General features: G+C 45.7%; 13 protein-coding genes and 1 tRNA gene. 5 read left to right on the forward strand and 9 right to left on the reverse strand.

Annotated features, from left to right (window positions below; genetic code table 11):
- Together ACTIE6_RS02485 and ACTIE6_RS02490 are read left to right on the forward strand one after the other, a co-directional pair.
- Positions 1-228: MBL fold metallo-hydrolase RNA specificity domain-containing protein (locus tag ACTIE6_RS02485; protein WP_439555124.1), on the forward strand; the 228-nt coding region annotated here is incomplete at its 5' end.
- Between the two features lie 55 nt (positions 229-283).
- Positions 284-367 (forward strand) — tRNA-Leu (locus ACTIE6_RS02490).
- Positions 368-596: 229 nt separating this feature from the next.
- On the opposite strand, the gene ACTIE6_RS02495 is transcribed toward ACTIE6_RS02490, so the two are convergent.
- Positions 597-2,123, reverse strand: a complete 1,527-nt coding sequence (locus tag ACTIE6_RS02495; RefSeq protein ID WP_439555125.1) for an RtcB family protein — start codon at positions 2,121-2,123, stop codon at positions 597-599.
- Between the two features lie 189 nt (positions 2,124-2,312).
- Here ACTIE6_RS02495 and ACTIE6_RS02500 point away from each other — a divergent pair, with 189 nt between their 5' ends.
- Positions 2,313-3,542 carry a pyridoxal phosphate-dependent aminotransferase gene (locus ACTIE6_RS02500; RefSeq protein WP_439555126.1) on the forward strand — a complete coding sequence of 410 codons (1,230 nt, stop codon included), beginning with the start codon at positions 2,313-2,315 and terminating at the stop codon, positions 3,540-3,542.
- Between the two features lie 149 nt (positions 3,543-3,691).
- Positions 3,692-4,759: a 2Fe-2S iron-sulfur cluster-binding protein gene (locus ACTIE6_RS02505; RefSeq protein ID WP_439555127.1), complete on the forward strand. Its 1,068-nt coding sequence runs from the start codon at positions 3,692-3,694 to the stop codon at positions 4,757-4,759.
- Between the two features lie 4 nt (positions 4,760-4,763).
- On the opposite strand, the gene ACTIE6_RS02510 is transcribed toward ACTIE6_RS02505, so the two are convergent.
- The 6 genes from ACTIE6_RS02510 to ACTIE6_RS02535 form a co-directional block, all read right to left on the reverse strand.
- Complete coding sequence (locus ACTIE6_RS02510) at positions 4,764-6,653, reverse strand: M56 family metallopeptidase (protein WP_439555128.1); 1,890 nt, start codon at positions 6,651-6,653, stop codon at positions 4,764-4,766.
- Between the two features lie 2 nt (positions 6,654-6,655).
- Complete coding sequence (locus tag ACTIE6_RS02515; protein ID WP_031528554.1) at positions 6,656-7,030, reverse strand: BlaI/MecI/CopY family transcriptional regulator; 375 nt, start codon at positions 7,028-7,030, stop codon at positions 6,656-6,658.
- Positions 7,031-7,209: 179 nt separating this feature from the next.
- A complete protein-coding gene (gene dnaN / locus ACTIE6_RS02520; protein ID WP_056290729.1) occupies positions 7,210-8,334 on the reverse strand; it encodes a DNA polymerase III subunit beta in 1,125 nt (374 codons plus the stop codon).
- 109 nt (positions 8,335-8,443) lie between these two features.
- On the reverse strand, positions 8,444-10,102 hold the full coding sequence (gene gldG, locus ACTIE6_RS02525) for a gliding motility-associated ABC transporter substrate-binding protein GldG (RefSeq protein ID WP_439555129.1): 1,659 nt from the start codon (positions 10,100-10,102) through the stop codon (positions 8,444-8,446).
- Positions 10,103-10,196: 94 nt separating this feature from the next.
- Positions 10,197-11,204 (reverse strand): phytanoyl-CoA dioxygenase family protein, encoded by a 1,008-nt coding sequence (locus tag ACTIE6_RS02530; protein WP_439555130.1) that lies wholly within the window; start codon positions 11,202-11,204, stop codon positions 10,197-10,199.
- An 85-nt stretch (positions 11,205-11,289) separates the two neighbouring features.
- Positions 11,290-12,183, reverse strand: coding sequence for a 3-keto-disaccharide hydrolase (locus tag ACTIE6_RS02535; protein ID WP_439555131.1), 894 nt, complete (start codon positions 12,181-12,183; stop codon positions 11,290-11,292).
- A 121-nt stretch (positions 12,184-12,304) separates the two neighbouring features.
- Here ACTIE6_RS02535 and ACTIE6_RS02540 point away from each other — a divergent pair, with 121 nt between their 5' ends.
- Positions 12,305-12,517: a hypothetical protein gene (locus ACTIE6_RS02540; RefSeq protein ID WP_439555132.1), complete on the forward strand. Its 213-nt coding sequence runs from the start codon at positions 12,305-12,307 to the stop codon at positions 12,515-12,517.
- Between the two features lie 90 nt (positions 12,518-12,607).
- On the opposite strand, the gene ACTIE6_RS02545 is transcribed toward ACTIE6_RS02540, so the two are convergent.
- A complete protein-coding gene (locus ACTIE6_RS02545; RefSeq protein WP_439555133.1) occupies positions 12,608-12,979 on the reverse strand; it encodes a GxxExxY protein in 372 nt (123 codons plus the stop codon).
- Between the two features lie 48 nt (positions 12,980-13,027).
- On the reverse strand, positions 13,028-14,098 hold a 1,071-nt coding region (locus ACTIE6_RS02550; RefSeq protein WP_439555134.1), incomplete at its 5' end, for an RNB domain-containing ribonuclease.

Below are 14,098 nucleotides of genomic sequence, written 5' to 3' on the forward strand. Positions count from 1 at the left end.
GAACACCTGGATGTACGCTGCCGGGTAGAAAGTATGGACTCATTTTCCGGTCACGGCGATTACAACGAAATGCTTGATTTTCTCTCTTGCCAGACTCCCAGGCGCGTGCAGAAGATTTTCCTTGTTCACGGAGAATACGAAACGCAGGTTACCTTCAAATTAAAACTGCAAAAAGCGGGTTTTAAGAATGTTCACATTCCTGTCTTGTACGAGAGTGTGAAAATTTAAGTTTGGGACTTGGAAAGTGTCAAGTCTTTTATATTTTTGCCAACCCAATTTCAATGCCGAAGTGGTGAAACTGGTAGACACGCACGTTTCAGAGGCGTGTGGGGGTTGCCCCATGCGGGTTCGAGTCCCGCCTTCGGCACAAAAGGCCATTCCTGAAAAGGAGTGGCCTTTTTTATTCGTATTAGGAGTATTTTAGATCTATTCTTACCGGAAACTCAAATCTTAAAACAACCTATTGACCGGATGTTCACGATATGTTATTTTTGAATAAACCTAATCCTGCCTGCCTGAATGATCCCCGCCAAGCTCGTTGTTGTCTCCCTTTTCTTAATCCATATATTTGTTGAAAGAAGGCGGCTTACTAAAGATTAATCTTCCCGCCCCTCCTTCCTGTTTGCGTCTGCCATTCTGACTATTTTCGGAGAAAATCTCGCCAGGACTGATACCAGGTCAGTTTGTGCCGATATCACATCTTCAATGTTCTTATAAACCATCGGCGATTCGTCCAGGTCGCCACCGATCAGCTGAATGCCGGCATCCGCCAGGATCTGGTTCATCTGACTTCTTGTTGTCGATGTAAATGCTTTTGTCCGTGACATCAATCTCCCGGCCCCGTGTGATGCAGAGTTGATCGAGTCCGCGTTTCCTTTTCCCCTGATAACATATCCAGGCTGGCTCATCGATCCCGGGATAATCCCGAGCTCTTCCGTACCGGCAGGTGTAGCTCCTTTTCGATGCACGATCACCTCTCTTCCATCTGCCAGCTTCTCTTTCCAGGCGAAATTATGGTGGTTTTCAATTATTTTCAATGGCGTTTCACCAAGCTGCTTAGCAATTTTGTTGTGGATTTCATGATGGTTTGCAGATGCGTAATCACCCGCAAGGTTCATTCCGATCCAGTATGCCTGCCCCTCCTCCGTGTTGAGATCGAGCCAGGCCAGATGTGCTGCCTGTTTCGGCAGTATCGTTTTCTGCATCGCCAGCTTGGAGTAGTAGTTAGCCACATTCCCGCCAAAACCTCTTGAACCTGAATGCGACAAAAGTGAAAGATACATGCCTTTGGGTAACCCGAGCAGTGCATCGTCGGCCAAAATCTCTGTGATACCCCATTCAACGAAATGATTACCTGTGCCTGAGCTACCGAGTTGTCGGTAAGCTTTGTCTTTCAAATCTCGGATCACCTTGGTTGCGTTCCATTCCGGCTTGTCCATTACGCTGTCATCAAACTTCCTGCCCGTCTCGCCGCCCATTCCAAACTTTGTGTTTTCGGTCAGTATCTTTTTAAGTAAATGCGGCTCGCGTTTGATATAGTCGGGACGAATATCAAAAATCGACATACACATCCTGCACGCAATATCCACGCCCACTGCGTAAGGAATCACTTTATCTGCTTCTGTCGCAAGTACGCCACCAATCGGAAGACCATAACCCTGGTGTGCATCGGGCATTAAGGCTCCACTGACTGATATAGGCAGACTTACCGCCGTTTCCATTTGCTTTAAAGCGCCTTCTTCAATATGTTTCCGTCCAAAAACCGCATAATGCAGCTTGTCGTCCCTCAACCCAAACTGATTCCCGGACTTACCCTCATTTTGCTGCGGTGTGAGCACAGCTTCTTCATTGACAAGCAGCTCTTGCCCATCTTCGGTCAGTGAGATGTCTGTACCGTTTTTTTTAAGATCAAAAACGGTTTGAGCCAGATTGGTCAGCTTACTTTTTGAGTATGCATATTTTTTTGGATTTTGCAGCATTCTCACCAACATGATGAACACTTTTTCCTTGGAGTGCTTTGCCTTTTGATGCAGTCCATTGGCTACACGCAGGAATGTAGTTTCAAGTTCCCGTGGAATATTGGCGAGAAATCTTAATTCCTCTATCGTGATCTCAGTTTCCATAAATGTATTTTTTAGGATAAAAGATTAGCTGATTATTAACTAAGACGTACAATCATTGAAATGGTAACGGTAAAATTTTAAAAAATCTTTGTTTGCTTAAAACGGCACAACTCCTAAAAAAGCCATACCTTTGCGGGCAATTTGTTGATACAGATAGCAGTACCTTCTTTAACTCAATTCCTTGTTGCAATGTCCGCAGTAGCAGAGCAAACCCGGTTGGAAACACGCATGTTAGCCGACCGCATCAACGCCCTCGAAGAATCTTCGACGCTGGCGATGACCAAAATGGCCCGGGAGCTTGCCTCCAAAGGCCACAGAGTAATCAGTCTAAGTGTAGGTGAGCCAGACTTTAAGACGCCTGAGCACATCTGCGAAGCTGCCAAGAAGGCCATCGATGACGGTTTTCATGGCTATTCTCCCGTTGCAGGTTATCCTGATCTGCGCAAGGCGATTGCCGACAAGTTGTTGAGAGATAATAAGATAGATTGGAAACCTGAAAATATCGTAGTTTCAACAGGTGCCAAACATTCACTGGCGAACGTAATCCAGGTTTTGGTAAATCCAGGTGACGAAGTAGTCATTTTCGCACCATATTGGGTGAGCTACTCCGAAATGGTGAAGCTGGCAGAAGGTAAGTCAGTGGTTTTGGATGGTGCTTTTGAAAACGATTTTAAAGTTACCGCCCAGCAACTGGAAGCAGCAATTACACCGAAAACAAAAATCGTGATGTACGCTTCTCCAAACAATCCTACCGGAGCGGTTTACACAGAATCTGAACTACGAGAAATCGCCGCAGTACTTGAAAAACACGAAGGTGTGTACGTACTGGCAGACGAAATTTATGAATACATCAACTTTACAGAAGAAGGTCATTTCAGCATGGGATCTATTCCTGCATTGAAAGACCGGGTTATCACTGTCAATGGAGTAGCAAAAGGTTATGCGATGACAGGTTGGAGGATCGGCTTTATTGCTGCTGCCAAATGGATTGCAGACGGCGTGGAGAAGTTGCAGGGGCAAGTTACCTCGGGTACGAACTCCATTGCCCAGAAAGCCGCGACCGCAGCATTCAATGGCCCGATGGAACCTTCGATTGAAATGGCAAAAGCTTACCAGCGCCGCAGAGACCTGGTAGTAGGTTTGCTGAAAGAAATCCCTGGTTTCAAAGTAAATGTACCTCAGGGCGCATTTTACGCATTCCCTGATGTGAGCTACTACTTCGGGAAATCTGATGGTGAAACTACAATTAACAATTCAGACGATTTCTGTAACTGGTTGTTGAACAACTCTTATGTTTCAACCGTAGCAGGCTCAGGATTTGGTGCACCCAACTGCATTCGTATCTCCACAGCCGCTGCTGACGAAGCCCTAACCGAGGCAGTTCAGCGCATTAAAGATGCAGTTGCGACTTTAAAATAAAAGATCAAAGAATGAAAAAAGCCTCATAGGTGTTACCTGTGAGGCTTTTGCATTTAATATAACCAAAAAACAAGCAGCACATAGCTATTAGTTCATAGCCAAGTCAACAGCCAAAAATGCTAACAGCGAACAGCTAAACAGCCATCCATATGAGCAAACACTATTTTTTAAAAGTCAAAGAAGTTGAAAAAGAAACGGAAGAGGCTTCAACAATCCACTTCTGGCACCCGCTCAATGAAGTTGTTGCTTATCGACCGGGACAATTCCTGACTTTTTTGTTGCCGGCTGAGGATGGGACAAAGGTGCGGAGGTCGTACTCCATGTCGAGCTCACCTTATACGGATGTTTCGCTGGCGGTTACAATAAAGCGAATCCCGGGAGGTTATGCATCTAATTTACTGCTTGATACCATCAAAGAAGGCGACATTCTGGAAGCAGTGGAACCCATGGGTTCATTTTTCCCCAAACAGGAAGATGATCAGGTGAGACAGGTTGTCTTTATAGGCGCGGGAAGTGGCATTACACCTTTGTTCTCTATTCTGAAATCTATCTTGATCGTAGAACAGGAAAGCCAGGTATTTCTGGTTTATGGCAGCAGAAATGAAGATTCCATTATTTTCAAAAACAAAATAGAGGGTTTGAAGGAAAAGTATGGAGCGCGTTTTCAGGTGGTGCACACATTAAGTCAGCCAGGCGAAATGTGGGTGGGAGAGACCGGCCGTTTGAATAAGACACATATTCTGAAAATAGTCGGACAGCTTGGCGACCTTAAAAGTAAAGAAGCCGAATACTTTTTGTGCGGACCGGAAGATATGATCGACGAGGCCCGGCGTGCACTGGCTATTCTGGGCGTCCCGGATGAGAAAGTGAGACGTGAAAGCTTTATAACTGCCGCATCAACGCAGCCGGGTGAGGTGATTGTTTCCGAAGATGATACCCACAAAATGCGTGAAGTAACCCTTTTCTATGAAGGTACGGAGTATAAGGTATCTGTTCAGGCGCACGAAACAGTGTTGGAGGCTGCATTGAATATGGATATCGACCTGCCTTACTCCTGCCAGGCAGGTATGTGTACAGCCTGTATGGGTCGTTGCGTTTCAGGGAAGGTTCAAATGGACGAGGATGAAGGACTGACGCAGGGAGAAAGAGATGCTGGTTTTATCCTCACCTGCGTCACCCGTCCAATGACCGACGACGTTATTATCGAAGTCGAATAGATACTTACTGCTGATTTGATGCCCTTTTTGCAGGCGGAACCGGTGGCGCCGGAGGAGCTGCGGGTGCGGGGATTTTTGCTGGCCTCGCAGCTTTGGCAGGTGCTGCTGGCGGCGGAGGTGGGGGTGATACCCTCTTCCGCTGAACTCGGGAACGTGCCGGGTGATGCGGTACATCCTCCACCATTTTCATATCAGGCGAAATATGGAGGTTGTGCATGCCCAAAGTGGATAAGCCCATTTGCGCTGCGATGCCATCTATCTTGACATTCAGATCCTCCATTTCTGACTCAAATTTCCTGAGCGGTTCTTCTGCGGCAAAAGTTTCTTTGCGTGCCGCTGAAATCTGGGAGTTCAGTGTGGCGATCTGCTGTTCCTGTACTTTGATCTGCTGTTCAAATTCAGATAATTGCTTGTCAAGATCAGCCTCGCTCAGTTTCAATTGATTTGTATTGCTATTTCTGTTCAGGAGCTCGGAGCGTTTTTCCATCAATTCGGACCGGCTGTCCATTGCACGCTCTTTCTTCCATTCTATCTTCTCTATTTCGCGATTTACCCGCTCTACTTCAAAGTTTTGTTTTTCAATTTCCAGGTTGATTTCCTCCATTCTGCGGTGAAGTGGCTCCATTTCATTTTGTAAAGCCTGCAATTTACGTTGCAGCGAATCCGTGTTGATGTCGATTTTCATATCATTGAGGTCAACATTCACATTCAAATCCAGGTCATGTAGACTTTCATCTATATCTACCTCATCAGTATCAAGATGTTCTGCAATCTCGGACTCGTCGCTTTTCAGTGTGAAGCGCTTTTTACCCGCCTTCTTTGCGATAACCTTTGAAGTTTTGCGTTCCTGCTTTTTCTCTGACTTTTGAGCTACCGAGTATACAGAAACTGCGACAACCAAACTGATTGCAAAAAGGATCAGAGGTAAAGTGCCCAGCCCGCCTGATTTTTTGGGTGAAATTCCCAATACTCTTTGTACACGGTTCAGCAGTAAAGGTTTTTTAGATGCAAATGCCATCGCCAGTCTCGGAGCGGACTGCCATTCAGCTACTTTCACCAGCGCGTGGGCCAGCGACATTTTGTCTCCGCAAACTGAAAGCGCGATGTCATCGCAGCAATGTTCACGCTCGGCACGCACCCGGTCAGACAGCCACCAGATCGCAGGATGGAAAAAGAATACAACTTCCACAAAGGATTGCAGCATGTTAACGAGGTAATCATTGCGCTTGATGTGAGCGAGCTCGTGAGCGAGAATAGCTTCAACTTGCGAAGTTGAGAATCCGGTCAGAAATCCTATCGGGATCAGTATAACCGGGCTTAGTGTTCCAATGACCATCGGCGTAAGTATCCGTGCAGTTTCCTTGAATTCAACTGACTTCGAGATATTCATCCTGGCTAAAATCACGCCCAATCTAGCCCTCCATTCTCGATCAGACACAATAACCGAACCTATGCGAAGCCGCTCTGTAAAAAGCCAGCCACCTAAGAACCGGATCAGCAAAAAGCCAGCACCAATAAGCCAGCATATTACCAGTTCGTGCAAATGCGTACTTAACCATAGCTGCACTTTCAACGAAAATGGCAATTGGTAAGCAGACGGTCCCGCAGCATTAAGCCCCGAAGAAGGCGCGGAAACAGCTGCTGAGGTTTTGATAGACGCCGACGCAGCGAACTGACGGTAGTAATACGCAAATGTCGCAACGGATGCAATTACCTGCAAAAGGAGAAAACTTATTCCCGATAGATACCTTGCATTCGCAGACTTATTGCGAAAAGCAAAGAAAGTTGCAAGTGCAATTAGTAATAGAGCGGTTCCCTGCCAAACTGAGTGAACCAGTGTCCATCCAAATGCGGGCACAATAGGGGAGGAGAAAAAGGTTGAAATTGCATTCATGGCTAGCGATTGTTTTCAAGGTTATTTAATAACTCACGAATTTCATCTAACTCTTCTTTCGACGTGGTGTGATTTCCCAACGCCTGCATTACCATTTGCGCCGCTGAACCTTGGAATACAGTTTCGACTAACTTTCCGACCAGGTTCTGCTGGGTTTCTTCTTTGCCCAGCAATGCGACATAAATGTGGGAGCGGCCTTGTTCTGTGCGATACAGCAAACCTTTATCATGCATAATTTGCATGAGTTTGAGGGTTGTGGTATAGCCAACATCTTTGGTTGCGGAAAGTGCATCATGTACAGCCCGAACAGTACTTGGGCCCGCTTGCCACAAGTAATTTAAAATTTCGAGCTCGGATTCGGTGGGTTTGATATACATAGCTAATTGATTACGATAACCTTCGTATCAAATATCTACGAAAAAAATCGTAGAAGCAAGGCTTTGCTACGATTTTTTTCGTAGATGATGAAAGTTTATGGTAAACAGTTGAATGTCAATGTATAATAAAAAAGGTCAGCATTATCGCTGACCTTTCTACTATGGTGTTTTCCCTGGGTCTAAACGTAAGTATTTAGCATCACTGGCATGACAAGCATCAGGATATCTTCATTTTCTCCCTGATCCACCGGGATAATCAAGCCTGCACGATTTGGAGCAGATAGTTCAAAGGTGATTGTCTTGCTGGAAAGATTTCCTAGAACTTCAATCAGGAATTTAGCATTAAACCCAATCTCCATATCGTCCCCATTGTACTCGCACATCAAACGCTCGTTTGCCTCGTTTGAATAATCTAAATCCTCCGCAGATATCACAAGATCATTCAAAGACATTTTCAAACGTACCTGATGTGTAGTCCGGTTGGAGTAAATCGAAATACGTCTCAACGAACTCAGAATTTCCATTCTGTTAATCGTTAATGTATTTTGATTATTGGTCGGGATTGCATTCTCATAATCGGGGAAGCGCTCGTCGATCAGGCGGCAGATCATGCGGATATTGCCAAAGCTGAAAAACGCATTGGAAGAAGTAAATTCGGCTTTCACGGGTACATCATCCGAAGGCAGACAGGATTTCAGCAGGTTTAATGCTTTCCGCTGGATGATCATGGAAGTATCAATATCAGACTTAATGTCTGTCCGGCGGTAGCGCACCAGACGGTGGCCGTCAGTCGCTACGAAAGTTGCGCTTTCTGTACCCATTTGTACAAAAACCCCTGTCATAGCAGGGCGCAGATCGTCTGTACTGGTTGCGAAAAGCGTGTTAGCTATGGCAGATCCTAATGCAGAAGATGAAAATTCAACAGCCTGGCCACGGTTTACAGCAGGTGTTTTTGGGAAATCAATCGGATTTTCTCCGGATAATTTATAACGTCCGTTATCGGAAATGATCTCCGTCCCGAATGTTTCTCCATTCACCTGCAAAGTGATAGGTTGCTCAGGCAATCCGCGAAGCGTATCCAGCAACAATTTGGCAGGAATAGCGATCGCTCCTTTTTCAGCAGATTCAACCTCAATTTCAGTGATCATCACCGTTTGCAGGTCAGAAGCTGTAACTGTCAGCGTATTGCCTTCCAGCGACAAAAGGAAATTTTCCAGTATGGGGACTATTGGGTTCGTTGAAACGACACCGTTTATAGCTGATAGCTGTTTTAAAAGAACTGATGACGAAACGACAAACTTCATAATTCGTGACGTAAGTGTTTAAATGTTAATGTAATATGATCGGCAGAGGCCAGAAAATCCTTTTGTAGGGAACAAAAATATAAAAAATTGCCGACGAACTACCTTAATCTCAGGCGAATTTTCGGCGACGAAGATAGTATCGCAGCGCGCCAAAAATTCCGATAACAACAATGGGCAGCAACAGGTTGATACCTTGCCAAAACTTCCTTTTTTCCTGAATTTGAATCTTGTCCAATGCGCGGATAGAGATCTCTTTATTACGCGCACTGATCAGTCCATTGGCATCTGTAAGGTAGTCCAGCGCATTCATCACAAAATCTTTATTACCAAAAGTTTGCTTAGTCACCCTGTCATATCCGAGCGGGAGGGGAGCATTTCTTTTGTAATCAAAATCGTTAACAATCAAGTCGCCGTCGGAACAGATAATCACTTTCCCGCCACTCCCTTCTGCCTTGAATTTGGCTGCCCGCGGATCACCGGGCAAAATGCGATTTTGAAAAAGCGAGCTGAATGATCCTTCCAGCAATACTGCCGCCAGTTTTTCACCACCCCGGTACTCAGCGGCATCTGGATCTTTGCGCGCTTCATTATAGCCTACCAATACAGGTGTGTTCAGTACCTGTGTGTAGGGTGAGGTCAATAGCAAGGGCGTTTTCCGTACAGAAGCTGCGCCACCGACAGTATCTATGCTGCTGAGAAACCGCGTGTAAATCGCATTCAGGTTGCGTGTAATCGTATGCGCGCCAAAATTGTTGATCATTGGGTAAAAGCGCCAGGGCATTGGCCTGATCTCCGGTGCATCGCCGCGGTTACCTACATTCAGCAGGATGTCAGCGCATTTCAGGTCTTTTACAAGATTGGTGTTGATGCGCGCGCCCCATTTGAATAACAGATCATTCAGGTTCAAGTCCTGAGGCTGTGCATAATTTCCGTCCAGGCTCACACTGTCTACTTTGGCGCCATCTGTGAAAAACATCGCACTACCGCCTGAAACGACATATTGGTCGAGCTTATATTTTTCATCGTCTGAAAAAGCGCTGTCAGGTTTCATTACAATCAACGCATCCAACCCTTCGTAAGATTCGGGATTGTTCATGTCGAGAAACAGATCGTAATGCTGCTGGATCGTGGCGATCAGGTCGCTCAGTCGCGCAGGTGATATTTTGGTGTGACTAACAACCAGCCCAACTTTTTTACGCTCCGGATTAGCCAGCAGGCGAATTGCGGATGCAAGCTCGAATTCTACGCCTTCGTAAGATTGGTTAAGCTGTTCCTCCGGAGAACTCGTCTTATTTCCTTTCAGCAACTGCACCGGAACAGACAAGGTATCTGCCTGAACAATGGCGCCAGGAAAAATGATTTTCTCTGTCCGCTTCCCATCTTCGTTGGCGAAAACATTGGTCGGGGTCAATCCGCGGTCAACCAGATTTATGAACTGCTTTTGCCGCTGTTCTTCACTCGTTGCTTCGGTAGGATCAGAGTAGTTGACGCTTAAATGTCCGTTGGAGTAGGTTTTAAATTCTTCGAGCGTTTCCCTTGTGGCACTTTCAAGCCGCTCAAACCCTGCTGGGAAATCGCCTGAGAGGTATACATTTACAACAATATCCTTGTCAAGACTGCCCAGCAGCACTTTGGTAGCCTCCGAAATGCTGTACCGCTTGTCCTCAGTCAGATCCAGCCTGACGAAAAGGAGCGATCCGAGCCAGTTGATTCCGGCCAAGGCAGCGATCAGCAGAAGTATCCGGAGAATTGTACTTTTAGGGAGCATAAAAATGCTTCGGGGTTAAAAAAGAAAAATGGACGGTATACTAACGTCCATTCTGTGCAAAAATATAAAAAACCGGAAGCGGAATCGTGATTAATTACTTCAGTATGTCTTCGGATTGGGGGAAGAGAGGATTATTGAAAATATTCACGCCATTGTAGGTCTGTACTACTGGCGGGCTGGTGGTAAAGTTCCTGTGATAAGGCAGCGCTTCTGCTGTGGAATAGTGGCAAACAAATGATTTCCTGGTTTGTTCCGGATTGGAGATCATAGAACCGCCATGGGCCAGTGCAGCGTGCCAGATAAGCACATCGCCTTTTTTGATCAGCAGCGTTTCTTTTGGATATTGAAGGTCTGTACAGGTTTTATCAAGATAATCGGCAAATTCGAGCGGCGATTTGGTTGAATTTGGTTTAAATAATATTCCGGAACCAAAATCGAATTTAGGCATTTTGTGAGATCCGATGTAATAGTATAAAGGGCCGGAGTCAATTTTGATATCTTCCAACGCGATCCACGCTGCCGCCAGGTGACTGGGAATTTTGGCGGTAACCCATGGAAAATCCTGGTGCGTAGGCTGCTGGCTTCCGTACATAAATATCAGGCTTTGCATGACAACCACCTGTTGATTGAAAATCGCTTCCAGAAATGCAACAATGGACGGATGCGTCATCAGGTTCTTCCCTGCCACTGATGAATTATGAAAGTCATTGATCTTTACGTATTTGCCAAGCAAAGCTTCCTTCGGGAAATCCTTGATGTTGCGTTCCTGATTAGGTTTGAATTCGTCACGATCAATGCGAACAGATAAGTCGTACTTATCGGGATTTTGTACCAGCTCCTGAAAATCACTCCAGAATTTGTCAATAAGAGATTCCGGAATTACGTTTTCCAAAACAGCATAGCCATTTTTTTCCCAGGCTGCGAGCTTCTCTGCCATATTATAAGGCACATCGAAACGAGGCGGATTTTTTTTCAGGAACTCCGCAATGTTCGCACCAGGCTTATCAATCCAGGGTAGGGTAGATTCGTCGAATTTCCTCAATGGGAAATATTGATCTTTCAGCGTTTCGGCCTTGCGTAAGACCCGGTCAACAATGCGCATATTGGAAAGGGATTTAGAATATAGTGATTCTAAATATACTTAAAACCATTTAGTTACCGGGTCACTCTTGTTCAACCGAATCGCATTACTTATTAAACGTACACGACTTTTCGTCAGGCTCCACGTAGTACGACTTATAATTGGTCGCTTTCGGGTTCATACAGCCTTTCAGGTTGAGCAGCTCTATGTTCCTGAAATCAATGGGGTGGCTCTCCGCTTGCAATGCAATGTATCCGCTGCCAAGCTTGGTGCCGTCTTTTTTGATCCATTCGTTTTCGTTACCCACTTTCCCATCTTTAAAAGTGTGGCTCTTGCTCACATATCCGCCGCCCACACGCGGATTCGTGAAAACCAGAACTGTATCGCCCTCTATCAAATGATAAACGATGGAATCGCCCAGCACAATCGCCTCAGCAGTAACCCACTGGTCGCCATTGTAGGTTTTAGATGAAGAGTTGATGCAATGCGCCTCGTCTAGTTTTCCATTGATATCCACGATTGTTCCGGGAGTACAAAGGTTTCCTGTTGTACGTTCCCCTGCATTAAGTCCGCCGAGATACTGCATTTCGAGTGATATCGGAAAATCCTGGTCGAACCCGAGGCTGGCAGCAGGTTGTGAATGCAGCATAATACCGCTGTTTCTCACATTCCACGAAGCGCCTCCCGGTACCTGGTTTCCGGTAAAGCGATACTGGAGCCTGATCTTATAATGCGAAAAAGGCTTGTTGTAATACATATGTCCGTACTCGGTGGTAAACCGGTCATACTCTTTGTAATTGACGCGGATCATGTTGTCCTCGACAATAAAGGTGTTTTTATAATTGTCATTGACCTTATGCCCGGCGATTTTAATGTCCCAGCCAGTAAGGTCCTGTCCATTAAACAGCGGCTGCCAGTCTTCTTTGGAAGCGGGTTTTTGGGCGAGTGAGGCAGTGAAGATCAGCGTATTAAAAAAGAGGAAATAGAGTGTTTTGCGCATAAGGTGTTTTTATAAATTAATGCAAAGAAAGCTGTTACCAAATTCTAACCTATTTGGTTGCTCACTGAACACTGCCTTCTATACTTAATAGACTGAATGAAATTGAAAATCTGCTAAAACCATGAGAACAACAGTCCCGCTTAGTTTAATCTCTTATTTTGAGGAATTCTCCACTTTACAGACAGAGGAAGAAAGAGAATTGTTTTGGAAGGAAATAAACGAAAAAAGTGCTTCCAAAGAAACACTTAAAGATCAGTTATTAAAAGAATTGCGATCATTATCAACGCAGGTAGACCTGCTGGAAGAAAAAGTAAGGGCTTTTCTGCCGGCCTGATTACTCCGCCGCTTCGATTATATTTTACGCCACGAATGCACGAATTTTCACGAAGTATTCGTGCCTGTTTCGTGCATTCGTGGCAATAAATCAAAGCAACAATCTGCGATATTCTAATTTACCCCTGCCAAAATTAACAAGCAGACCAAGCTTGTTCCCGGACACTTTCAGGTAATTCAGCGTCTGAGCAACATGCTCGTCGGTGAGCACTGATACACATTTCAGTTCAAGAATTATCTTGTCGTAAACCACAAAGTCAGCCCAGAATTTGTGGCGCAGCAAAATGCCGCGGAAGTAAACAGGATATTCCTTTTCACGCTCAAAGAAAATGTCGTCTTGACGAAACAGCAATTCAAGCGCGTCTTTGTAAACGATTTCGAGAAAACCATGTCCAAGTTCCTTGTGAACTTCCATGCACTTTCCAATTATCTCGTACGATTCTTGTTTGTAAACGATTTCCATTTGACTTGATCTTTCTGATCAAGACGTTCAAATGGAAAATCGGTCACACTAGCGCCGCCGTTTCCTAGCCCGGCCCGGGTCAACACTGGTTGAGCCTTTGTTACCTCTGTTACCTCTGGAAGAACGGGGTGGGCGGGTTTCGCCGCGGCTCGACCGGCCGCCGCGTTGGCCACGGTCACTGCTACCCCGGTCTCGGCTTGGAGATGGAATGGTTCCCGCAAGGTAAAGGTCCATACTCCTGCGTGCCAGGTTTGTATCTTTTACCTTTACTTTCACCTTATCTCCAAAAGCATAGATCTTTTTGGTACGCTGGCCTACAATGCGATAGTTCTCCTTGTCGAGTTCGTAAAAATCGTCACCAAGATCAGTCATTCTGATCAATCCCTCGGAAGCAGTCTCTGTTATCTCTACGAAAATCCCGAATTCCGTTACGCCGGTGATAATTCCGTCAAACTCCTGGTCGGGATCCATGGAGCTCATATATTCTACCTGCTTGTATTTGATAGAGGCCCGCTCTGCCTCTGCTGCCAGCCGCTCGCGCTCGGAAGAATGCTTCGATGCTTCTTCGTACGCTTCTTTGTCCACATTGGAGCCGCCATTCAGGTAGTGCTGCAACAACCTGTGCGCCATTACATCAGGGTACCGGCGGATTGGCGAGGTAAAGTGTGAATACCTCGTGAATGCAAGACCAAAGTGACCGTCGTCCTCGGTACTGTACCTGGCTTTGGCCATTGTACGCACAGCTAGCGATTCTATCAAATTCTGCTCCGGCCGGCCTTCCACTTTCGCCAGCATCGCATTCATGGATTTTGCGATTTTGTTTTCTTCCTCAACTACGAGCTTGTGCCCCAGCTTGGCTACAAAAGTGGCGAAGGTTTTAAGCCTTTCCACATCCGGCGCCTCGTGTATCCGGTATACCATCGTGTTTTTCTCTTCGCCTTTTGAAAGCGAGTACACATATTCGGCAACGCGCTTATTCGCGAGGAGCATAAATTCTTCAATCAACTTATTGGAATCGTGGCGCTCCTTCTTGTAAATACCCAGCGGTTTTCCGTTTTCATCCAGTCTGAACCTTACTTCGGTTGTTTCAAAGTTAATAGCGCCCTTTTTGAAACGCTC

It is taken from the genome of Dyadobacter sp., assembly GCF_051859145.1.
Lineage (GTDB): Bacteria > Bacteroidota > Bacteroidia > Cytophagales > Spirosomataceae > Dyadobacter.

What these genes read in the sequence shown, in the direction of transcription:
- ACTIE6_RS02495 (WP_439555125.1), bottom strand. Translation starts at nt 2,123, where the DNA reads ATGGAAACTGAGATCACGATAGAGGAATTAAGATTTCTCGCCAATATT.
- ACTIE6_RS02535 (WP_439555131.1), bottom strand. Translation starts at nt 12,183, where the DNA reads ATGCGCAAAACACTCTATTTCCTCTTTTTTAATACGCTGATCTTCACT.
- dnaN (WP_056290729.1), bottom strand. Translation starts at nt 8,334, where the DNA reads ATGAAGTTTGTCGTTTCGTCATCAGTTCTTTTAAAACAGCTATCAGCT.
- ACTIE6_RS02515 (WP_031528554.1), bottom strand. Translation starts at nt 7,030, where the DNA reads ATGTATATCAAACCCACCGAATCCGAGCTCGAAATTTTAAATTACTTG.
- ACTIE6_RS02505 (WP_439555127.1), top strand. Translation starts at nt 3,692, where the DNA reads ATGAGCAAACACTATTTTTTAAAAGTCAAAGAAGTTGAAAAAGAAACG.
- gldG (WP_439555129.1), bottom strand. Translation starts at nt 10,102, where the DNA reads ATGCTCCCTAAAAGTACAATTCTCCGGATACTTCTGCTGATCGCTGCC.
- ACTIE6_RS02545 (WP_439555133.1), bottom strand. Translation starts at nt 12,979, where the DNA reads ATGGAAATCGTTTACAAACAAGAATCGTACGAGATAATTGGAAAGTGC.
- ACTIE6_RS02530 (WP_439555130.1), bottom strand. Translation starts at nt 11,204, where the DNA reads ATGCGCATTGTTGACCGGGTCTTACGCAAGGCCGAAACGCTGAAAGAT.
- ACTIE6_RS02500 (WP_439555126.1), top strand. Translation starts at nt 2,313, where the DNA reads ATGTCCGCAGTAGCAGAGCAAACCCGGTTGGAAACACGCATGTTAGCC.
- ACTIE6_RS02540 (WP_439555132.1), top strand. Translation starts at nt 12,305, where the DNA reads ATGAGAACAACAGTCCCGCTTAGTTTAATCTCTTATTTTGAGGAATTC.
- ACTIE6_RS02510 (WP_439555128.1), bottom strand. Translation starts at nt 6,653, where the DNA reads ATGAATGCAATTTCAACCTTTTTCTCCTCCCCTATTGTGCCCGCATTT.